Raw genomic sequence first — 19,704 nt, forward strand, 5'->3', positions numbered from 1 at the left:
GCGCGGACGTTACAGCATCAACTGGTAGCTCGTGGGCTCGTAGACAAAGCCGTCGCCCCGGGCCGAGACATAGCCGATGCCGGGCCAGGGCATGTGATAGCCCACGAAGGGTATCCCGTCGGCGGCCAGCATCCCGAGCAGGCGGCGGCGGGTCTCGGCGGCCCTGGCCTTGTCCATGTCGAATTTGACCTCCCAGTCGGGATAGCCCAGCGACCAGACATAGTGGTTGGCGAAATCCGCCGCCAGCAGCACCTGCCGCCCGCCGCTCTCGATCATGAAGGCGGTATGGCCGGGCGTGTGGCCATGCGCGGCCATCGCGGTGATGCCTGAGGCGACGCGCGCACCGTCGCCGATCATCCCGGTCCGGTCGGCCAGCGGGCGCATTTTCGCCTCGAAGGTGGCGTTGTCCATCGCTGCCCAGGCGTCGAACTCGGTGCCCGACGTTACGTAGCGGGCATTGGGGAAGGTCGCGCCGCCCTCACCCATAAGCCCGCCGATATGGTCGCCGTGCATGTGGGTGATGACGACCACATCCACCTGATCGGGGCTGTAGCCCGCCGCCGCCAGCGCGCCGGTGATGCCCTCGGGGTTGAGCCCGGTATCGAAGAGGACCAGTTCGCTGCCGGTATTGACCACCGTGGGGGTAAAGAAGAACTGCGCCTGATCTGTGGGGATGTTGGCCGCGGCGGACACCTCGTCAAAGGTTGCCTTGTCGACGTTGAGTCCGAAGATGGAATGCGGATCGGGGCGCGGCATGGTCGCGGCGAGAAGCGTCGTGACCTCGAAATCTCCGAGCGTCACGCGGTTGAACCGCGTTGTGCCCGCGCCCATCATCGGTGCCGCGGCACGCGCGACCGGGGCGGTGGCGGCCGCGAGCGGAAGGGCGGCGGCGGATGCAAGGATGGAGCGGCGCGAGAAGCTGTGCGAGCGGGACATGGTATCCTCCTGTCGGGTTCAGTCTGAGACACGGTAACGTGTCGGGATGTAGCGCATATCGCTTTCACGCAAAATTGAGGGGGCGGGGCGCGCGGCCTGCTTCGAAATGAGCGGTTTTCCGCGCGGCGCGGGGGGTGTAGCGTCAGACCCATGATCAGCCTGCTTGCCAACCGGAACTATGCCCGCCTGTTCGCCGCACAGGTGGTGGCGCTGCTGGGTACCGGGCTTCTGACCGTGGGGCTGGGGCTTCTGGCCTATGACCTCGCGGGGGCGCGCGCGGGCGTGGTCCTCGGTACCGCCTACACGATCAAGATGGTGGCCTATGTCGGCCTGTCGCCGCTGGCGCAGGCCTGGGCGCAGCGCCTGCCGCGCAAGGCGGTGCTGATCGGCGCGGACGCCCTGCGCGGGGGCGTGGCGCTGTGCCTGCCGTTCGTCTCCGACCTGTGGCAGGTCTACGTGCTGATTTTCGTACTGCAGGCGGCCTCGGCCACCTTCACCCCCGCCTACCAGGCGGTGCTGCCCGACATTCTGCCAGAGGAGCGCGACTATACCCGCGCGCTGTCGCTGTCGCGCATGGCCTATGACCTCGAGAACCTGCTGAGTCCGGCGCTGGCGGGGCTGTTGCTGGCGGTGCTGAGCTATCACTGGCTGTTTGTCGGCACATTTGCGGGCTTTGTGGTCTCCACCCTTCTCGTGGCGCTATCGGCGATCCCGGCGCTGGGGCGCGCCGCCGCCGCGCGCCCGTTCCGCGAGCGGCTGTCGCGGGGCCTGCGCATCTATCTCGCGACGCCGCGGCTGCGGGGTCTGCTGTCGCTCAACCTTGCGGCGGCGGCGGTCGGGGCCTTCGTGCTCGTGAACACGGTGGTGCTGGTGCGCGCCGGTCTGGGCGGCGGCGAGACCGACCTCGCGATCGCGATGGCGGCGTTTGGCGCGGGGTCGATGGCGGCGGCGCTCGTGTTGCCGCGGCTGCTCGATCACCTGTCGGACCGGCGGGTGATGATGGCGGGCGCGCGGGGCCTCGCGGCGGTGGCGCTGGGCGCGGGGGCGGTCTTGTGGCTGGATGGGTTGCCGGGCTGGATCGTCTTCCTGCTGACCTGGTCGATCTTCGGCTTTCTCTATTCCAGCGTCCTCACGCCCTCGGGGCGGCTGTTGCGGCGTTCGGCCCATGCCGAGGACCGACCGGCGGTGTTCGCCGCGCAATTCGCGCTCAGCCACGCCTGCTGGCTGGGGACCTATCCGCTGGCCGGCTGGGCGGGAGAGGCGCTGGGCATGGGCCCGGCGCTGATGCTGCTGGCGGCGGTCGCCGGGCTGGGGCTGATCGCGGCGGCGCGGCTGTGGCCCGCGAACCTGCCGGACGCGCCCGAGCACACGCATCCCGATCTGCCGGACGATCACCCGCACCTGCGCGCCCATGGCGGGCGCAGGCACGCGCACCCCTTCGTGATCGACGACGAGCACCACGTCTGGCCCACCCACGGATGAGCGTGCCCGGCAATCTGGACAATCTCGCGCCCCTGTGACAAAGCCGCCGCACAGTCAGGAGACGCCGATGACCACCACCCGTTTCGCCCCGTCGCCCACCGGATATATCCATGTGGGCAACCTGCGCACCGCGTTGATGAATTACCTCATCGCCGCCAAGGCGGGGGGCACGTTCATCCTGCGCATCGACGATACCGACCCGGAGCGTTCGCGCGAGGAATATGTCGACGCGATCAAGTACGATCTCGAATGGCTGGGCCTGCACTGGGACCGGGTGGAGCGGCAGTCGAAGCGGCTCGACCGTTATGCCGAGGCGGCGGAGCGGCTGCGCGAAATGGGCCGGTTCTACGAGGCGTTCGAGACGCCCACGGAGCTTGACCTCAAGCGCAAGAAGCAGCTCAACATGGGCCGCCCGCCGGTCTATGACCGCGCCGCGCTGAGCCTGTCCGAGGCGGAACAGGCGGCGCTGCGCGCGGAGCGCGGCAACGGCGTCTGGCGCTTCAGGCTCGATCACGAGCGGATCATCTGGCAGGACGGCATCCTCGGCGAGGTGTCCATCGACGCCGCTTCGGTCTCGGACCCGGTGCTCATTCGGGGCGACGGTCAGGTGCTCTATACGCTGGCCTCGGTGGTGGATGATACGGAAATGGGTGTGACCCATGTGGTGCGCGGCTCGGACCATGTGACCAACACCGCGACGCAGATCCAGATCATCGAGGCGCTTGGCGGCACGGCCCCGCAATTCGCGCATCATTCGCTGCTGACCGGACCGCAGGGCGAGGCGCTGTCCAAGCGTCTCGGCACGCTGAGCCTGCGCGACCTGCGCGCGCGCGGGGTGGAGCCGATGGCGCTGCTGAGCCTGATGGCGCGGCTCGGCTCTGCCGATCCGGTGGAGTTGCGCAGCGATATGGCCGAGCTGATCGAGGGGTTCGACATCGGGCGTTTCGGCGCGGCACCCACCAAGTTCGACGAGCGCGACCTTTTCCCGCTCACCGCCCGGATCGTCGCGGCGAAGCCCTACGAGGAGGTGGCCGACAGGATCGCGGCGCTGGGCGTGCCGGATGATCTCGGGCCACAGTTCTGGGAGGTCACGCGCGAGAACATCACCACGCTGGCCGATCTGGAGGCGTGGTGGGCGATGTTCCGCGACGGCGCGGAGCCGGTGATCGACGACGAGGACCGGGAGTTCGTGGCGCAGGCGCTGGCGCTGCTGCCCGAGGGGCCGCATGACACCGGGACCTGGGGCACCTGGACCGCCGAGGTCAAGGCGGCCACGGGGCGCAAGGGCAAGGGCCTGTTCATGCCGTTGCGCAAGGCGCTGACCGGGCAGGCGCACGGCCCCGACATGGCCCGCGTGCTGCCGCTCCTGCAGGTGATCAGGGCGCGGGGCTGACGCGGGGCCGCTGCGCGGGCTTGGCGGACGGGTGGGAATGGCCTGAAGGGGCGTTCGAGTGAGCCGCGCTATCGCATGTCCGCGGGCAGGCGAGTCGACGGGTCTTCAGTGCGCTTTATCCCTACATTCCCGCAAAACATGCAATCGGCGCGCTGGCTGAGCCATATCGCCAGTCCGTCACGCCAAAGACGTGCCGACTGTATCGGCGCACCTTCGGTGCGACGGGGCGGACATGCGATGGCGCGGCGGCCTTCGGCCTTGATTCCGCGCCGGGGTCAGGGAGGTGAATGGCAGGTATAGGCCAAGACTCTCCTCTCACTCACCAATGAGCCGCCTGACCCCGACCCGGTCGAGATGCGCGTCGGTGAGGGCACGCTCGTCCCCGCTCAGCCCCCGGTGGCGCGGATAGCGCGGCGCGGCGCGGTCGTCGAGCACCGGCGCGTCCCAGCCCTGCGTGGTGTCGAAGAACCGCGCCACCCCGTCCTCGCCGAATTCGCGGAGATATCCCTGCACCACCACGTCGATATAGCTCAGCAGGATCGGGTGCGCCGCGTCGGGTGCGCCGTGATGGCCCTCGGGGATGGTGTAGACGGCGATCTCGGGGGTGTGGGGCAGGTCGTGGCGGACCTGCCGGGCGGCGGGCGCGCGCGCATAGGCGGCCTCGCGCGCGTCGAGCGCGGGCCAGTCCGCGCCGGGCACCGGCGCGATCAGCCCGTCGATCTCGGCCCCCGCGTCGGGCATCACCGTGAGATAGGCCACCGGCCGCAGCGTGGTGTGCCGCCACACCCGCCGCCACCCCGACAGGCGCGCGGGGCGCGCGCCGTCGAAGCCATGGGTCGCACGGTTCACGAGGCTGCCGTAACCAAAGAAATATGCATGTTGAACCAAGGTTTTTTCCCTCCGCTTGATTTGCATCAAGGTCCGCGCCGACAGTCTGGCGAAACTCGGGCAGTTGCAACCGAAGGTCAGCCCCATGCGGATCACGAAACGCACCAATATCGCCATCAGGCTGCTGATGTTCTGCGCGGTCAATCCCGACCGGCTGGTCACCAAGGCCGAGATCGCCGAGCGCTGCAACACCTCTGAAAGCCACCTTGCACAGATCGTCAACCGGCTCGGTCAACTGGGCTTTCTGCGCACGCAGCGCGGGCGCACCGGGGGGGTGACGCTGGGCCGGCCCATGTCCGAGATATCGGTGGGCGAGGTGTTCCGCAAGCTTGAGGAGAACGTGCCGGTCGCCGAATGCTTCGCCGATGTGGACAATACCTGCCCGCTCACCGAAGCCTGTCGGCTTCGTCATGTGCTGGTCGAGGCGGTCGAGGCGTTCTACCTCCGGCTCGACAAGGTGACGCTTGACGAGCTTGTCTGCGGCAACGACGCGCTGGTCTCGATCTTTTGCACGCCGACCTGCCTGAAACAGGCTTGATCGGGCGTGCGCGGTATACTAGCGTCCACCCAAGTCGCGACAGGGAGAACCGGCCATGCCGGTGCCGAAGGAGCAACCGCCCCGGAAACTCTCAGGCGCAAGGACCTGCGCGACCGACACACTCTGGAGAGACCCCGCGCGCGGGGCGCCGAAGGGATAGCGATCTCAGGCGAAAGGACAGAGGGGGCATCGTGGCACGGGCCGAGCGCGGCCGCGTGCCGTATCGGTGCCGGTGAGATCGTCACACCCCCGGCCCGCTAACCGAAGGAGGGCCGCCCGTGTCCGATGCGTCCGATCTGAACGTCACGCCGCTCAACGCGCTGCACCACGATCTGGGTGCCCGGATGGTGCCCTTCGCGGGCTACGAGATGCCGGTGCAGTACCCGCTGGGCGTGATGAAGGAACATCTGCACTGCCGCGCCCGCGCCGGGCTGTTCGACGTGAGCCATATGGGGCAGGTGATCCTGCGCGCGCCGGGCGGCTACCCGCATGTCGCCGCCGCGATGGAGGCGCTGGTGCCGGTCGATCTGCTGGGCCTCGGCGCGATGCGGCAGCGCTACGGGGTCTTCACCAATGAGGATGGCGGCATCCTCGATGACCTGATGCTGGCCAATCGCGATGATCACATGTTCGCCGTGGTCAACGCCGCGTGCAAGGCCGATGACGTCGCCCATATGCGCGCGAACCTGCCCGGCGTCGAGGTCGAGGAGGTCGCCGACCGTGCGCTGCTGGCGCTGCAAGGGCCCGCCGCCGAGGGCGTGCTGGCGGCAATGCTGCCGGGGGTGGCGCAGATGCGGTTCATGGATGTGGCCGTCCTGCCATCGGATCATGGCGAGCTGTGGATTTCGCGCTCGGGCTATACCGGCGAGGACGGGTTCGAGATTTCCGTGGCCGGGGATCAGGCCGAGCCGCTTGCCCGCGCGCTGCTGGCGCATGAGGACGTGGAGCCCATCGGCCTTGGTGCGCGCGACAGCCTGCGGCTGGAGGCGGGGCTGTGCCTCTACGGCCACGACATCGACACCACGACGAGCCCCGTGGAGGCGCGCCTGTCATGGGCCATCCAGAAGGTGCGCCGCGCCAGTGGCGCGCGGGCGGGCGGCTTTCCCGGCGCCGCGCGCATCCTGCGGGAACTGACAGACGGCGCGCCCCGCGCCCGCGTCGGCCTGCGCCCCGAGGGGCGCGCGCCGATGCGCGAGGGCACGCCGATCTTTGCCGACGAAGAGGCGGGCGAGCCGGTGGGCCATGTCACCTCCGGCGCCTTCGGCCCGACGGTTCAGGCCCCGGTGTCGATGGGCTATGTGCCGCGCGCCCTCGCCGACACGGGCACGACGGTCTGGGGCGAGGTGCGCGGCAGGCGGATGGCGGCCACGGTCACCGCGCTGCCTTTCATACCCGCCAATTTCAAACGCTGAGCAACAGGGAGAGAAAAGCGATGAAATTCACCGAGGAACACGAATGGCTCCAGGCCGAGGGCGATACCGTCACCGTCGGCATCACCGGCCACGCCGCCGAGCAACTGGGCGACGTGGTGTTCGTCGAACTGCCCGAAGTGGGCACGACGGTCGCACGCGACGACGAGGTGGTGGTGATCGAGAGCGTCAAGGCCGCCTCCGACATCCGCGCCCCTATCGACGGCGAAATCGTCGAGGTCAACGAGGCGCTGGTGGACGAGCCCGGCAAGGTCAACGAGGACCCCCTGGGCGATGCCTGGTTCTTCAGGATGAAACCGTCGGAGCCCGGCCAGATGGACGAGTACATGGACGAGGGGGCCTATAACACCTTCATCGGCTGAGCCCCTCCCCCGTCGGGGACGCCTCCGGCGGGAGTATTTTTGCCAAGGAGAAACCGGGGCCGCGCGCGCCGCCGCCCGGTATAGCGAGGACAAAGCGATGCCCTTCACGCCGACCGACTACCTGCCCTACGATTTCGCCAACCGCCGCCATATCGGCCCCTCGCCCTCGGAAATGGAGGGGATGCTCAAAGTGCTGGGGGTGGCCGATCTCAATCAGCTCATCGACGAGACGGTGCCGAAATCCATCCGGCAGGACAAACCGCTCGATTTCGGCAAGCCCAAGTCCGAGCGCGAATTGCTGCACCACATGCGCAGGACCGCCTCCAGGAACAAGGTGCTCACCTCGCTCATCGGGCAGGGCTATCACGGCACGGTCACGCCGCCGGCGATTCAGCGCAACATCCTGGAAAATCCCGCCTGGTACACGGCCTATACCCCCTATCAGCCCGAGATCAGCCAGGGCCGACTTGAGGCGCTGCTGAATTTCCAGACCATGGTGAGCGACCTGACGGGCCTCGAGATCGCCAATGCCTCGCTGCTGGACGAGGCGACGGCGGCGGCAGAGGCGATGACCATGGCGCAGCGGGTGGCGAAATCGAAAGCGCGGGCGTTCTTCGTGGACGAGAACTGCCACCCGCAGAATATCGCGGTGATGCGCACGCGCGCCGCGCCGCTGGATATCGAGGTGATCGTCGGCGCGCCGGAGGAGATGCAGGCCGACAAGGTGTTCGGCGCGATCTTTCAGTATCCCGGCACGCATGGCCACCTGCGCGATTTCTCGAATGAGATCGCCGCGCTGCACGAACACAAGGCAATCGGCATCGTGATCGCCGACCCGCTGGCGCTGACCCTGCTGAAGGAGCCGGGGGCCATGGGGGCCGATATCGCCGTGGGCTCGACCCAGCGGTTCGGCGTGCCGGTGGGCTATGGCGGTCCGCATGCTGCCTATATCGCCACCAGGGACGCCTATAAACGCGCTTTGCCGGGCCGCATCGTGGGGGTGAGCGTGGACAGCCACGGCAACCGTGCCTACCGCCTCAGCCTGCAGACCCGCGAGCAGCATATCCGCCGCGAAAAGGCCACGTCGAACGTCTGCACCGCGCAGGCGCTGCTGGCGGTGATGGCGTCGATGTACGCGGTGTTCCATGGGCCAAAGGGCCTCAAGGCCATCGCGCAGCGCATCCACCGCAAGACCGTGCGGCTCGCTCGCGGGCTGGAGGCGGCGGGCTTTCATGTCGAGCCGGGCGATTTCTTCGACACGATCACCGTCGATGTCGGGCTGTTGCAGCGCGGCGTGCTGCAATCGGCGGTGCGCGAGGGCGTCAACCTGCGCCGCGTGGGCGACACGCGCATCGGCATCACGCTGGACGAGCGCACCCGGCGGGCGACGGTCGAGGCGGTCTGGCGCGCCTTCGGCATCGTGATGGAGGATCGCGATTTCTCGCCCGAGTATCGCCTGCCCGAGGCGCTTGCGCGGCAGAGCGATTACCTCACCCACCCGATCTTTCACATGAACCGCGCCGAGACCGAGATGATGCGCTACATGCGGCGGCTGGCCGACCGCGATCTGGCATTGGACCGGGCGATGATCCCGCTGGGAAGCTGCACGATGAAGCTCAATTCGGCCGCCGAGATGATGCCGGTGAGCTGGCGCGAATTCTCTCTGCTGCACCCCTTCGCCCCCGCCGATCAGGCCGAGGGCTACCGGGAGATGATCGACGATCTCAATGCCAAGCTGTGCGAGATCACCGGCTATGCCGCCATTTCCATGCAGCCCAATTCCGGCGCGCAGGGTGAATACGCGGGGCTTCTTACCATTTCCGCGTGGCACCGCGCGCAAGGTGAGGGGCATCGCCGCGTCTGTCTCATCCCGATGAGCGCGCACGGCACCAACCCGGCGAGCGCGCATATGGTGGGCTGGGACGTGGTGGTGGTGAAATCCGCCGAAAACGGCGATATCGACGTCGAGGATTTCCGCGCCAAGGCCGAAAAGCATTCGGACACCCTCGCCGGCTGCATGATCACCTATCCCTCGACGCATGGCGTGTTCGAGGAAACCGTGCGCGAAGTCTGCGAGATCACCCACAGACACGGCGGGCAGGTCTATATCGACGGGGCCAACCTCAACGCGATGGTGGGCCTGTCGCGGCCCGGCGATCTGGGCGGTGACGTAAGCCACCTCAACCTGCACAAGACCTTCTGCATTCCCCACGGTGGCGGCGGGCCGGGCATGGGGCCGATCGGGGTCAAGGCGCATCTGGTCCCGCACCTGCCGGGGCATCCCGAGACAGGGGGCACCGAGGGACCGGTCAGCGCCGCGCCCTACGGTTCGCCCTCGCTGCTGCCGATCTCCTGGGCCTATTGCCTGATGATGGGCGGCGCGGGGCTGACGCAGGCGACACGGGTGGCGATCCTCAACGCCAACTATATCGCCAAGCGGCTCGAAGGGGCCTATGACGTGCTCTACAAGGGCCGCAACAACCGCGTGGCGCATGAATGCATCCTTGACGTGCGCCCGTTCGCCGACAGCGCGGGCGTCACCGTGGACGACATCGCCAAGCGCCTGATGGATTGCGGCTTTCACGCGCCGACGATGAGCTGGCCGGTGGCCGGAACCCTGATGGTCGAGCCCACCGAGAGCGAGACCCGCGCCGAACTTGACCGCTTCTGCGATGCGATGCTCGCCATCCGCGAGGAGATCCGCGACATTGAGGAGGGGCGGATGGACCGCGACAACAACCCGCTCAAGAATGCGCCCCACACGATGGAGGATCTCGTGCGCGACTGGGATCGCCCCTACACGCGCGAACAGGGCTGCTTCCCGCCCGGCGCCTTTCGGGTGGACAAGTACTGGCCGCCGGTGAACCGGGTGGACAACGCCTATGGCGACCGCCACCTCGTCTGCACCTGCCCGCCGCTCGGGGACTATGCCGAAGCCGCGGAATAGGGCGGGCCGAAAAGAAACGGGACGGCCAGACCGGCCGCCCCTCCCGTTATGGAAATCACCTGCTTTTTAATAACCGGAGCCCTTGGGCTCCGGCCAGATCGGAAGGGGCTGCGCCACCACTCACAAGGTTCACCGACCCCTCACGAAATCTAACATTAGCGCGAGAAGGTGAGTCTGTCATACCCTGATTGGGCTATTTCGCGTCCGCCGCCGTCAAAAGCGGCTCCAGCCGGTCGAGCGCGGCGCGCCAGTGCCTGAAAAACAGGAGCTGCCCGGCGTCCTCGAACAGGTGGTACTCGATCCAGGGGTGATCGCGGCGAAACTCTTCGTAGGTTGCGCGCGGCACCTGCGGATCCTGCGCGCCGTTCATCAGAATCACCGGCAACGCGCCCCTCAGTGCCACCAGATCGGCGGTCCAGTCCTCCAGTTGCCCGCAGACAAGCTGCCGCGCGAAGGCCTCATGTGCCGAATGCGTGGCCGACAGCGCCACCTCCGAGCCGCTCACGATCGCCTCGCGCACCTCGGGGTCGCTGAAGGTGGCAATATCGGCGCCGGACTTGCCGTAGACCGCGTGGACGAACCCGCTCTTGCCGATGCGCCGCGCGAGGATGAACCCGGCCTTGACCATGAACGGCAACAGATGCGGGGTGAACTTCGCGCCCGCGAGGATGAAGCGGTGCCACTTGTCCATCCGCTCGAACTGTGCCCGGCGGGTGAGCGGCAGCATCCCCGCGCAGGCGAGGATGCCGGTGATGCGCGCCTGATCGTGGCGGGCCAGACGCATCGCGTAATAGAGATCGCCGCCGATGCTCAGCACCGGACAGCGCGGCACGCCCTCGGCGTCGAGGATGCGCGCGGTATCGGCAAGCATCGTGGCGTCGTAGTCGGCATTGCGCGCCACCATGTCCGACGGTCCATAGCCGGGGCGCAGCGGCACGATCACCCGAAGGCCGCGCGCGCGGGCCTCGGCCTCGGCGCGCGCGGGCCAGCGCACCAGCCCGAAATCCAGCGGAAGGTAGAGCAGCGGACGGCCCGTTTCGGCCCCCAGAACCCGCCACGCCACCCGCCGCCCGTCGGGCGCGATCAGGCTGCGGAAGGGCGGGGCCCCGGAGGCGTGCTGCCTGTCGGGCCCTGCGGGTCCTGCGGGCCGTGCGGTGGCCGATGTCACGGTGGCCGATGTCATGTCGATCATCGACAGCGCCAGCCGCACCAGCTCGACCTGTGAGTGCGTCTCGGTCTTGGCGAGGATCGACTTGATCTGCGCGCGGATCGTGTCGGGCGAGCGCCCGCGCTCCGCCGCGATCTCGGCGATCGAACGGCAATCGACGAGGCGGCACAGGATGTCGCCCTCCGCGCGGGTCAGGTCGAACGCCTGCCGCAGGATATCGCAGAACCCCTCGGGCAGGCGCAGCCCGTTGGACGCGGCGAGCACCAGATCGGTGCCGTCCGGTGCGGTGCAGCGTTGCAGCCGCAGCACCATCAAATGCCCGGGTCCGTCGCCGCGCAGGCGCAGCATCGCCGTATCCTTGCGCCGGTCGGTGAGCAGCATGGCCAGCGCAGCGGCAAGCGCCGGGCGATCATCCTCGTGCAGCGGCAGGTCGGCCAGAGCCGCCCGCGTGCCGATCCCCAGCACCTGCCGCGCCGCTGGATTCGCCGCGCGCACCGCGCCGCTTCCATCGAGCACCATCGCCGCCACCCGCTCGAACGGGGCGAGCATGGCCGCCAGCCCGTCCCCGGCGGGCCCGGTTTCGCCGGCCGCCACCCGGTCGAGCAATTTGGTCGCGCGGCGGAAATGCGCGGCGATCTTCGGGTCGTCGAGCAGGCGCGGCGCGCTGAGATCGACATGCGCGCGCAGCGGCGCGACGGTGCTCTCCCAATGGTCGAGCAGCGCCTCGAACCGCTCGGGATCGAGCGCCACGTCGTAGAGCCGGTCGATGGTCTCGTCGCGATCCGCCTCCGACAGCGTCGCCGCCGTCCAGCGGCCCGTTTCCGCCGCTCCGGGGCCGTCTTTTTGCCGTGATGTCATCGAAGGCCCTGAAACCAGTCACTCGCTCGTCGTCAGTATTGACACCATGAGTGTCATTTTCAAGGCACGCGGCCCCCGTGTCAGGCGAGATCGGCGAAGTGATCGCGCAGCGCGGTCCATGTCGCTTCGCTGCCCGCGCAGAGCAGCACGCCGGTCTCCCGGGCCGTGCCGTAGTCCTGCCCGTCAAGCATTCGCGCCACCCCGCCCGCGCGCTGACAGATCAGCACGCCTGCCGCGTGATCCCAGGGGTTGAGCCGGTCCGACAGCACGAAATCCGCCGCGCCCTGCGCCAGCAGCCGGTATTCGTGGCACGAGCAGCGCAGCGCCGTGGCCTGCGCCAGCGCGGCAAGCCGGGGATAGAGCGCCTCCTGACGCGGCTGATCCATTAGCGAGGCGTGGACATAGCCGTGGAGATCGCCCAGCGCCCCGCCCACCGCCGTGGTGGCCGCGCGCCCGGTCCCGTTCGCGGCGACGAGGCGCGCGGGCGCGGTCTCGTCGGCGATGAGCCAGTCGTCGGCGATGGGATCGTAGAGCAGCCCCAGCACCGGGCGGCCGAATCTTGTGACCGCGATGATCACGCCGAAGAGCGGCAGCCCGTGGACGAAATTCCACGTCCCGTCCACCGGGTCGATGATGATCGCCAGCTCGGCCTCGCCGACCTCGTCGCGCAGTTCGGACCGGGCGGCGACCGCCTCCTCGCCCACGATCAACGCGTGGGGAAACAGCCGCTGCAGCCCGCGCGCGATCATCGCCTCGGCGGCGTGGTCGGCCTCGGTCACGAGGTCGCGGGGGCCGGTCTTGGCCATTGCCGCGATGCGCGTGGACGCGCGGAACCGGGGCAGGATCTCGGTGCGCGCGGCGCGGCGCACCAGGTTGACCAGCGCGGTCTGCTGCGCGGGGCTGAGCGGCGCGGAGAGGGCGATGGGCAGCGAATCGGTCATGGTCTCTCCCCTGTGGATGCCGGGCCTGATTGCCAGCCGGGTGCCACGGTTTCAACGCGACGCTTTGGCTTTCGCGTGCGGATTGAGTATTTGGACCAGGAAGAAGCCGGATGATGCTATTCGCGCGCGCGCAGCACCCTTGCGGGACGGGCGCGCAGCGGGCCGAGGGCGAAGCCGAGCCCGGCCAGCAGCGTGATCGCCGTGCCGCCGGCCACGGTGATCAGCGCCGAGGGCCAGATCACGGCGAATGGCGTGTCCATCACGAAGCGGCTCACCGCCCAGCCGCCGGCGATCCCCGCGCCCAGCGCGACGAGCCCAGCCGCCGCCCCGAGAATCGCCGCGCGCAGCGCCAGACCGCCGAGGATGCGGGCGCGCGTGGCCCCCAGCACCTTGAGGATCGCCGCCTCGCGGGCACGGGCGCGGGCATCCGTGGCCGCCGCGCCGACCAGCACGAGGACCCCGGTCAGAAGCGTCACCGACGCCCCCCATGACGTGGCCGAGGCGAGGCTTGCCAGCAGGTCCGTCACCCGCAACAGCGCGTCGCGCACGTTGATCGCGGTGACGTTGGGGTGGCGGTCGGTCACGTCGCGCAGGATTGCCTCTTCGGTCGCCGCGCTGTCGGCATAGACCGTGGCGATGAAGCTGTGCGGCGCGCCCTGCAATGCGGATGGGTTCATAAGCATGACGAAGCCCATGCCGACGCTGGAGAAATCCACTTCGCGCAGCGACGTGATCGGCGCCGTGATGTCGCGCCCGAGGATGTTTACGGTGATCTCGTCGCCCAGCCCGATGCCCATTTCCGCCGCCTCCTCGGCGGCGAAGCTCAGTTGCGGCGGCCCGGTATAGCCCGCGCCCCACCACTCGCCTGCGGTGAGGGTGGTGCGCGCGGGCAGGTCCTCGGCATAGCTCACCGCGCGGTCGCCCTCGACCACCCAGTGCCCCGGCGCCACCTCGCGCGCGGGGCGGTCGTTGATGCGGCTGATCACGCCGCGCAGCATCGGCGCGTGATCCACGCGGGCAACGCCCGGATCGCCCTCCAGCCGGTCGAGGAACCAGGCCATCTGACCCTTCTGCAGATCGACGAAGAAGAACGACGGCGCGCGGTCGGGAAGGTCGGCGGAGATGGCGCGGCGCAGGTTGCCGTCGATTTGCCCCACCGCGGCCAGCACCGACAGCCCCAGCCCCAGCGCCAGCATCACCGGCCCCGCCGTGTTGCCGGGGCCACCGATCGCGCCCAGCGCCCAGCCGAGCATGGGCCGCCCGGTCAGGCGCGGGCGGAGGGCGCGCGCCGCGCGGGTGATGCCCTGTGCCGCCAGCCACAAGAGCGCCAGCGCCCCGATGATGCCGGCGGCGGTCCAGAGTGTCAGCGGCGCGTTGCCGGAAAAGAGCGCTGCCGCCACCACGAGCGCGGCGAACAGCCCGGCGGTGAGCAGCACCCAGGGCCAGCCCGGCCAGTGCGCGCCGCCGCCGCTCGCGTCGCGGTAGAGGGCGGCGGCGCGCACGTCGCGCGCCCGTGCCAGTGGCCAGAGGGTGAATATGAGCACGCTCAGCACCGAATAGAGCGTGGCCTCGATCATCGGCGCGGGGTAGGCGGCAAAGACCGCCGGAACCGGCAGCCGCGCCGCGATCACCGGCCCCAGCGCCACCGGCAGCCCCACCCCGAGCAGCAGGCCGCCCGCGATCCCAAGGATCGCCAGCGCTGTCACCTGGAGGAAATAGGTCAGGAAAACAGTGCCCTGGTCTGCTCCCAGCGTGCGCAGCGTGGCGATCACCTGCACCTTGCCCGCAAGATAGGCCCTGAGCGCTGCCGAGATGCCGACGCCCCCCACGGCGAGGCCCGACAGCCCCACCAGCACCAGGAACGCGCCCAGCCGGGTGACGAATTCGGCCACCCTCGGGCTGGCGTTGCGGGCGTCGGTCCAGCGGGCGCCGCTTTGCGCGAGGTCCTGCTCGGCGCGGGTGGCCAGCGCGTCGAGATCGACGCCCGGGGGCAGGTCGAGCCGGTAGCGCGAGGTGAAGAGCGAGCCCGGCGCCAGCAACCCCGAGCCGTCGAGCGCCGCGCGCGCCACGATGGTGCGCGGCCCGAGGCCAAAGCCCGCGCGCGACGGATCGGGCTCGCGCGTGATCTTGGCCATCAGGGCAAAGCTTTGATCTCCAAGGCGAAATTCATCGCCCACCTTGATCCCCAGCCGGGTGGCCAGCACCGGTTCCATCACCGCGCCGGGCAAGTCGTCGGTGCCGTCGAGCGCGCGCGACAGCGGCATGTCGGGGGCGAGACCCACCGCACCCACCAGCGGATAGGCCGCGTCCACTGCCTTGACCTGGGTGAGTTCGCGGGCGTCGCCGGCCACCGCCATCGAGCGGAAATCGGCGATTTCCGAGACGCGGGTGGCGGCCTCGTCCATCCACAACCTCGCGGTTCGCGACGCGAACCTGTAGGTTAGCTCGATCTCGGCATCGCCCCCCAGAAGCGCGGCTCCTTGCGTGGCCAGCCCGGCCTGCACGCTCTCGCGCAGCGTGCCGACGGCGGCGATCGCCGCCACCCCGAGGATCACGCAGCCGAGGAACACGCGAAAGCCGCGCAAGCCCCCGCGCAATTCCCGTCCCGCCAGCCGGGCCGCGACGCGCAGGCTCATGCGGCCGCCGCCGGGGCGATGCGCCCGTCGCCGAGGCTGATCACGCGGTCGCAGCGGGCGGCTAGGTCCGGGTCATGGGTGACGAGCACCAGCGTCGCGCCATCGCGGTCGCGCAGGCCGAAGAGCAGGTCGGCGATCGCGGTGCCGGTGGTGCTGTCGAGGTTGCCGGTCGGCTCGTCGGCGAGAATCAGGGCGGGGCGCGGGGCGGCGGCGCGGGCCAGCGCCACGCGCTGCTGCTCGCCCCCCGAAAGCTGCGATGGGTAATGCCCCGCGCGGCCCGCAAGGCCCATGGCGGCCAGTTCCTCCATCGCGCGCCCGCGCGCGTCGCGACGACCGGCGAGTTCGAGCGGGGTGGCGACGTTTTCCAGCGCGGTCATGGTGGGGATGAGGTGAAAGGACTGGAACACCACACCGACATGCGCGCGCCTGAGCCGCGCCAGCGCGTCCTCGTTCATGTCGCCCAGGTCATGGCCGAAGGCGCGCACGGTTCCGCCGGTCGCGCGCTCCAGCCCGCCCATCAGCATCAGCAGCGAGGATTTGCCCGACCCCGAGGGCCCCACGAGCCCGACCGTCTCGCCGCTGTGGACATCCAGCGTGATCCCGTGAAGTATCTCGACGGGACCGGCATTGCCGTCGAGCGCAAGCCGGGCACCGGTCAGGGAAAGAAGGGGAGTGCTCATGGGGATGCGCCTGTTTCGCCGATGTTTTGTGTCATATGGGGTAGCCGGTCACCTCGGCAAGGCGCTCTCGCTCATTCTGTGGCTGGCCGTGCCCGCACACGCGGAAGATGACGCTGCGCCGGTAACCGTGCTGGCGCTGGGCGACAGCCTGACGCAGGGCTATGGGCTGCCGCCGGAGGACGGGCTGGTGCCGCAGCTTCGCCACTGGCTGGACGAGCGCGGCATCGCCGCCGGGATCGTCAACGGCGGCGTGTCGGGCGACACCACGGCGGGCGGCGCCGCGCGCGTGGGCTGGAGCCTGACGCCGGAGGTGGACGCAATGATGGTGGCGCTGGGCGGCAACGACCTGTTGCGCGGCATCGACCCGGAGGTCAGCCGCGCCAATCTCGATACCATCCTCGAAGAGGCGGCGGCGCGGGATGTCGAGGTATTGCTGGTGGGGATGAGCGCGCCTGGCAATTACGGCGCCGATTACAAGGCCGCCTTCGATGCGATCTATCCCGATCTCGCCGACAAGCACGGCACGCTCTTGGCGCCGGATTTCTTTGCCGGGCTGGGCGAGGGCGATCCGGCGGAGTTGCAGCGCTACTTTCAGCCCGACGGCATCCATCCCAACGCGGAGGGCGTGGTGCGGATCGTCGAGGGGCTGGGGCCGCACCTGGCCGCGCTGATCGAGGCCGCGAAATGAGAACGGGCCCCGCAAGGGGGCCCGGTCCAATCGTCTCGCCAAGGGCGGAAGCGCCGCTCAGGCGAGGGCGATGTCGCTGGCGGACTGACGCCCGTCGCGGCCCGATTCGATCTCGAAGGTCACCTTCTGGTTGTCCGCGAGACCGGTCAGGCCAGCGCGCTCGACCGCGGAGATGTGGACGAAAACGTCCTTGCCGCCGCCGTCAGGTGCGATGAAGCCGAAACCCTTGGTGGTGTTGAACCATTTCACTGTGCCAGTAGCCATATGCCCTGAACTCCTGATTGTTTGCTGCCCGCGGAAGTGCGGCAGCCTGGCTCGTCGTCGTGCAAGATCGAGTGACTGAGCCGTAGAGGAGCAGGTGGTCGATAGGCGTAACGTTAGCGAGTGCAATATGGGGCGAGGCACCGCGAAACGCAAGGGCTATCGTGCAGGGTGCGAAAGATCACAGCACGGTCACCACGGTGCCCGTGGGCACGCGCTTGTACAGGTCCTGCACATGTGCGTTGACCATGCGGATGCAGCCGTTGGACACCGACCGCCCGACGGAGGCGGGCTGGTTGGTGCCATGGATGCGGTAATAGGTGTCGCGCCCGTTCTGGAACAGGTAGAGCGCCCGCGAGCCGAGCGGATTCTCGGGCCCTCCGGGCTGTACGTAGTCGTTGCCGATGAATTTCTCGTAGGCCTCGGGCTCGCGCGCGATCATCTCGTCGGTGGGCCGCCATGTGGGCCACTTCTTCTTGACGTCGATGGTGGCGGTGCCGGTGAACGCGAGCCCCGCGCGCCCGACGCCCACGCCGTAGCGGCGCGCCTCGCCGGGGGCGGTGACGAGATAGAGGAAATGCGCCCGCGGCAGCACGATCAGCCGCCCCGGCGGGTAGGCCATTGTGAAGCCCACCTGCTGCGGTACGAATTTCGGGTCGATCTGTGCGGCGTGGGCGGCCTGTGCGGCCTGTGCGGCGTGGGCGCGCGCGGGCAGGACCGCCGGAGCCGCCAGCGTGGCGAGCCCGGTGACGATGAGGGAACGGCGGTCGATCATGGCATGTCCTCCACGGGTCGTGTTGCCCGTCCATATGGGGCTGGGCGCCGCGGGATTAAGTCAAAACCCGGTGAATGCGGCAAAAAACGCGGCCCCGTGGCTTTTGCGCTCAGATCGCGGTCCAGTCGTCGAAACGCCAGGGCACGGGCCGCCGGTGCCAGGGCGGGCGGGGGTGGCGCGGATCGGTCTTGCGGCGGGTCATGGCGTGGCTCCTCGTGGCCTGTGTCCTTGGCAACGAGGTGGGGGCGGCGGCGCGGTCCGGCCAGAGGCGGTGGTGGGAACGTGAGCGGGTGTGAGCGGCGCGGCGGTCTTCGGCCCTGATTTCGCGTTGGGGGCAAGAGGCCCGGTGTCCGCCTTGGGCCAGCCTCACCCCGCCAGCGCCAGCCGCCGCTCGCGGCGCATGACGAGGCGGATGGTGATGACCCCCGCGACCCCGGTGGCGAACATCAGCCACAACAGCGGAAACGCCCCGCGCCCGGGTGTGAGCAAGAGCCCCGCCAGCGCCGACAGCGCCGCCCCCAGCCCGATCATCAGCGCTCCCGACAGCCCGCTTGCCGTGCCCGCAAGGTCGGGCCGGATCGACAGCGCCCCCGCCGTGGCGTTGGGGATCACCATGCCGTTGCCCAGCCCCATGAAGGTCATCAGCCCGAAGAAGCTGAGCGGCGTGCCGAACCCGGCGTGAAACAGCGCGAGATTGAGCCCGATGCCGCCGGCGTTGAACAGCGTCCCCCACAGCACCATCCGGTTGACCCCCACGCGCGTGGAGAACCGCCCCGACGCGAAATTTCCCAGGAAATAACCGATGGCCGGGGCCCCGAACAGCAGCCCCAGCAGCGACGGCGACAGCCCGAACACCTGGTCGCCCACGAAGGGCGCGCCGCCCAGATAGGCAAAGAACGACCCCGAACTGAGCCCCGCCGCCGCCGCGTAGCCCCAGAACCGGTAGGAGGTCAGCAGCACCGGGTAATGGCGGAACTGCTGTGCCAGCGTGCGCCCCGAGAGCGGCGCGGTCTCGCCCAGGTCGCGCCGGCACAGCCAGAACAGCGCCGCACCGAGCGCGAACAGCGCCCAGAAATTGGCCCGCCAGCCGAACGCCTCGTCCAGCAGCCCGCCGAAGGCCGGGCCGATCATCGGCACCACCGCCATGCCCATCGTCACGTAGCCGATCATCGAGGCGGCGCGGTCCTGGGGCACCATGTCGCGCACGATGGCGCGCGAGAGCACCATCGCCACCACGATGCTGGCCTGCACCATGCGGAAGGTGAGAAAGACATAGACATTGGGCGCCGCGATACAGCCGAGCGTGGCGGCGAGGAACAGCCCCAGCCCCGTCAGGACCACCGGCCGCCGCCCCCAGCGGTCCGAGATCGGGCCGATCAGCAGTTGCAGCCCCGCGTTTACGGCGAGATAGAGCGCCACCGAAAGCTGGATCACCCGGTACTCGGTGTCGAAATGCGCCACCATCCCCGGCAGGGAGGGCAGAAAGATGTTCATCGCCAGCGCCGACAATCCCGCCATCAGGATCAGCGTTGCGATATGTGGTGGGGTTGTGCGATCCAGAAACCGGACCTTGACCTCGGACTGCATGGGCGCACGCTAGAGGGACGGGACGGGGATGTCCATTTGCGCTGCGCGCAAAGCCGGGTTTGATTTGCCAATTTGCGAGTTTGCATCAATATATTTGCACTACTTTGCAAATTTGCGGGATTCCGGTTGGTCCC

16 protein-coding genes and 1 riboswitch are annotated in these 19,704 nt (G+C 69.0%); of the genes, 7 read left to right on the forward strand and 9 right to left on the reverse strand.

The genetic code is table 11. The annotated features are described in order from the left end of the window. Nucleotides 1–9: 9 nt before the first annotated feature. Complete coding sequence (locus tag ACFFU4_RS08220) at nucleotides 10–936, reverse strand: MBL fold metallo-hydrolase (RefSeq protein WP_377068935.1); 927 nt, start codon at nucleotides 934–936, stop codon at nucleotides 10–12. 150 nt (nucleotides 937–1,086) lie between these two features. Between ACFFU4_RS08220 and ACFFU4_RS08225 the strand changes: the two genes are divergently transcribed. Both ACFFU4_RS08225 and gltX read left to right on the forward strand, forming a co-directional pair. Continuing rightward, complete coding sequence (locus ACFFU4_RS08225) at nucleotides 1,087–2,418, forward strand: MFS transporter (protein ID WP_377068937.1); 1,332 nt, start codon at nucleotides 1,087–1,089, stop codon at nucleotides 2,416–2,418. A 67-nt stretch (nucleotides 2,419–2,485) separates the two neighbouring features. Further along, the gene (gene gltX / locus ACFFU4_RS08230) at nucleotides 2,486–3,811 is read left to right on the forward strand and encodes a glutamate--tRNA ligase (RefSeq protein ID WP_377068939.1); all 1,326 of its coding nucleotides are present in this window, start codon (nucleotides 2,486–2,488) and stop codon (nucleotides 3,809–3,811) included. Nucleotides 3,812–4,126: 315 nt separating this feature from the next. Here the strand turns inward: gltX and ACFFU4_RS08235 are convergent, their stop codons facing one another. Continuing rightward, entirely contained in the window at nucleotides 4,127–4,726 is a 600-nt protein-coding gene (locus tag ACFFU4_RS08235) for a gamma-glutamylcyclotransferase family protein (protein WP_377069002.1), read from the reverse strand. A 58-nt stretch (nucleotides 4,727–4,784) separates the two neighbouring features. Between ACFFU4_RS08235 and ACFFU4_RS08240 the strand changes: the two genes are divergently transcribed. The 4 genes from ACFFU4_RS08240 (at nucleotide 4,785) to gcvP (ending at nucleotide 9,976) form a co-directional block, all read left to right on the forward strand. Further along, nucleotides 4,785–5,237, forward strand: coding sequence for an RrF2 family transcriptional regulator (locus ACFFU4_RS08240; protein WP_377068941.1), 453 nt, complete (start codon nucleotides 4,785–4,787; stop codon nucleotides 5,235–5,237). 31 nt (nucleotides 5,238–5,268) lie between these two features. Then, nucleotides 5,269–5,353, forward strand: a riboswitch (glycine riboswitch). A gap of 162 nt (nucleotides 5,354–5,515) precedes the next feature. Next, nucleotides 5,516–6,649 (forward strand): glycine cleavage system aminomethyltransferase GcvT, encoded by a 1,134-nt coding sequence (gcvT, locus tag ACFFU4_RS08245; RefSeq protein ID WP_377068943.1) that lies wholly within the window; start codon nucleotides 5,516–5,518, stop codon nucleotides 6,647–6,649. 20 nt (nucleotides 6,650–6,669) lie between these two features. Then, entirely contained in the window at nucleotides 6,670–7,029 is a 360-nt protein-coding gene (gene gcvH, locus ACFFU4_RS08250) for a glycine cleavage system protein GcvH (RefSeq protein ID WP_377068945.1), read from the forward strand. Between the two features lie 97 nt (nucleotides 7,030–7,126). Further along, nucleotides 7,127–9,976: an aminomethyl-transferring glycine dehydrogenase gene (gcvP, locus tag ACFFU4_RS08255; protein ID WP_377068947.1), complete on the forward strand. Its 2,850-nt coding sequence runs from the start codon at nucleotides 7,127–7,129 to the stop codon at nucleotides 9,974–9,976. Between the two features lie 193 nt (nucleotides 9,977–10,169). Here gcvP and ACFFU4_RS08260 read toward each other — a convergent pair whose 3' ends face one another. The 4 genes from ACFFU4_RS08260 to ACFFU4_RS08275 all read right to left on the reverse strand — a co-directional run bounded on the left by ACFFU4_RS08260 (nucleotide 10,170) and on the right by ACFFU4_RS08275 (nucleotide 16,259). Then, a complete protein-coding gene (locus ACFFU4_RS08260) occupies nucleotides 10,170–12,002 on the reverse strand; it encodes a helix-turn-helix transcriptional regulator (protein ID WP_377068949.1) in 1,833 nt (610 codons plus the stop codon). A gap of 80 nt (nucleotides 12,003–12,082) precedes the next feature. Then, nucleotides 12,083–12,943 carry an inositol monophosphatase family protein gene (locus ACFFU4_RS08265; RefSeq protein WP_377068951.1) on the reverse strand — a complete coding sequence of 287 codons (861 nt, stop codon included), beginning with the start codon at nucleotides 12,941–12,943 and terminating at the stop codon, nucleotides 12,083–12,085. Between the two features lie 116 nt (nucleotides 12,944–13,059). Continuing rightward, the gene (locus ACFFU4_RS08270; protein ID WP_377068953.1) at nucleotides 13,060–15,579 is read right to left on the reverse strand and encodes an ABC transporter permease; all 2,520 of its coding nucleotides are present in this window, start codon (nucleotides 15,577–15,579) and stop codon (nucleotides 13,060–13,062) included. Further along, nucleotides 15,576–16,259 (reverse strand): ABC transporter ATP-binding protein, encoded by a 684-nt coding sequence (locus tag ACFFU4_RS08275; RefSeq protein WP_377068955.1) that lies wholly within the window; start codon nucleotides 16,257–16,259, stop codon nucleotides 15,576–15,578. The genes ACFFU4_RS08270 and ACFFU4_RS08275 overlap by 4 nt, the downstream gene beginning before the upstream one ends. On the opposite strand from ACFFU4_RS08275, the gene ACFFU4_RS08280 reads away from it, so the two are divergent. After that, nucleotides 16,258–16,947, forward strand: coding sequence for an arylesterase (locus ACFFU4_RS08280; protein ID WP_377068957.1), 690 nt, complete (start codon nucleotides 16,258–16,260; stop codon nucleotides 16,945–16,947). The genes ACFFU4_RS08275 and ACFFU4_RS08280 overlap by 2 nt on opposite strands. Nucleotides 16,948–17,004: 57 nt before the next feature. Here ACFFU4_RS08280 and ACFFU4_RS08285 read toward each other — a convergent pair whose 3' ends face one another. From ACFFU4_RS08285 to ACFFU4_RS08295, 3 genes are all read right to left on the reverse strand, one after another. After that, nucleotides 17,005–17,211, reverse strand: a complete 207-nt coding sequence (locus tag ACFFU4_RS08285; RefSeq protein WP_104016983.1) for a cold-shock protein — start codon at nucleotides 17,209–17,211, stop codon at nucleotides 17,005–17,007. A gap of 178 nt (nucleotides 17,212–17,389) precedes the next feature. Then, on the reverse strand, nucleotides 17,390–17,983 hold the full coding sequence (locus ACFFU4_RS08290; protein WP_377068960.1) for a L,D-transpeptidase: 594 nt from the start codon (nucleotides 17,981–17,983) through the stop codon (nucleotides 17,390–17,392). 366 nt (nucleotides 17,984–18,349) lie between these two features. Further along, the gene (locus tag ACFFU4_RS08295; protein ID WP_377068962.1) at nucleotides 18,350–19,570 is read right to left on the reverse strand and encodes a multidrug effflux MFS transporter; all 1,221 of its coding nucleotides are present in this window, start codon (nucleotides 19,568–19,570) and stop codon (nucleotides 18,350–18,352) included. Nucleotides 19,571–19,704 lie beyond the last annotated feature (134 nt).

It is taken from the genome of Roseovarius ramblicola (assembly GCF_042430665.1).
Lineage (GTDB): Bacteria > Pseudomonadota > Alphaproteobacteria > Rhodobacterales > Rhodobacteraceae > Roseovarius > Roseovarius ramblicola.

Excerpts from the sequence above, each read along its gene's own strand:
- ACFFU4_RS08220 (WP_377068935.1), bottom strand. The coding sequence starts at position 936 with ATGTCCCGCTCGCACAGCTTCTCGCGCCGCTCCATCCTTGCATCCGCC.
- ACFFU4_RS08225 (WP_377068937.1), top strand. The coding sequence starts at position 1,087 with ATGATCAGCCTGCTTGCCAACCGGAACTATGCCCGCCTGTTCGCCGCA.
- gltX (WP_377068939.1), top strand. The coding sequence starts at position 2,486 with ATGACCACCACCCGTTTCGCCCCGTCGCCCACCGGATATATCCATGTG.
- ACFFU4_RS08235 (WP_377069002.1), bottom strand. The coding sequence starts at position 4,726 with ATGCAAATCAAGCGGAGGGAAAAAACCTTGGTTCAACATGCATATTTC.
- ACFFU4_RS08240 (WP_377068941.1), top strand. The coding sequence starts at position 4,785 with ATGCGGATCACGAAACGCACCAATATCGCCATCAGGCTGCTGATGTTC.
- gcvH (WP_377068945.1), top strand. The coding sequence starts at position 6,670 with ATGAAATTCACCGAGGAACACGAATGGCTCCAGGCCGAGGGCGATACC.
- gcvP (WP_377068947.1), top strand. The coding sequence starts at position 7,127 with ATGCCCTTCACGCCGACCGACTACCTGCCCTACGATTTCGCCAACCGC.
- ACFFU4_RS08260 (WP_377068949.1), bottom strand. The coding sequence starts at position 12,002 with ATGACATCACGGCAAAAAGACGGCCCCGGAGCGGCGGAAACGGGCCGC.
- ACFFU4_RS08265 (WP_377068951.1), bottom strand. The coding sequence starts at position 12,943 with ATGACCGATTCGCTGCCCATCGCCCTCTCCGCGCCGCTCAGCCCCGCG.
- ACFFU4_RS08270 (WP_377068953.1), bottom strand. The coding sequence starts at position 15,579 with ATGAGCCTGCGCGTCGCGGCCCGGCTGGCGGGACGGGAATTGCGCGGG.
- ACFFU4_RS08280 (WP_377068957.1), top strand. The coding sequence starts at position 16,258 with ATGGGGATGCGCCTGTTTCGCCGATGTTTTGTGTCATATGGGGTAGCC.
- ACFFU4_RS08275 (WP_377068955.1), bottom strand. The coding sequence starts at position 16,259 with ATGAGCACTCCCCTTCTTTCCCTGACCGGTGCCCGGCTTGCGCTCGAC.
- ACFFU4_RS08285 (WP_104016983.1), bottom strand. The coding sequence starts at position 17,211 with ATGGCTACTGGCACAGTGAAATGGTTCAACACCACCAAGGGTTTCGGC.
- ACFFU4_RS08290 (WP_377068960.1), bottom strand. The coding sequence starts at position 17,983 with ATGATCGACCGCCGTTCCCTCATCGTCACCGGGCTCGCCACGCTGGCG.
- ACFFU4_RS08295 (WP_377068962.1), bottom strand. The coding sequence starts at position 19,570 with ATGCAGTCCGAGGTCAAGGTCCGGTTTCTGGATCGCACAACCCCACCA.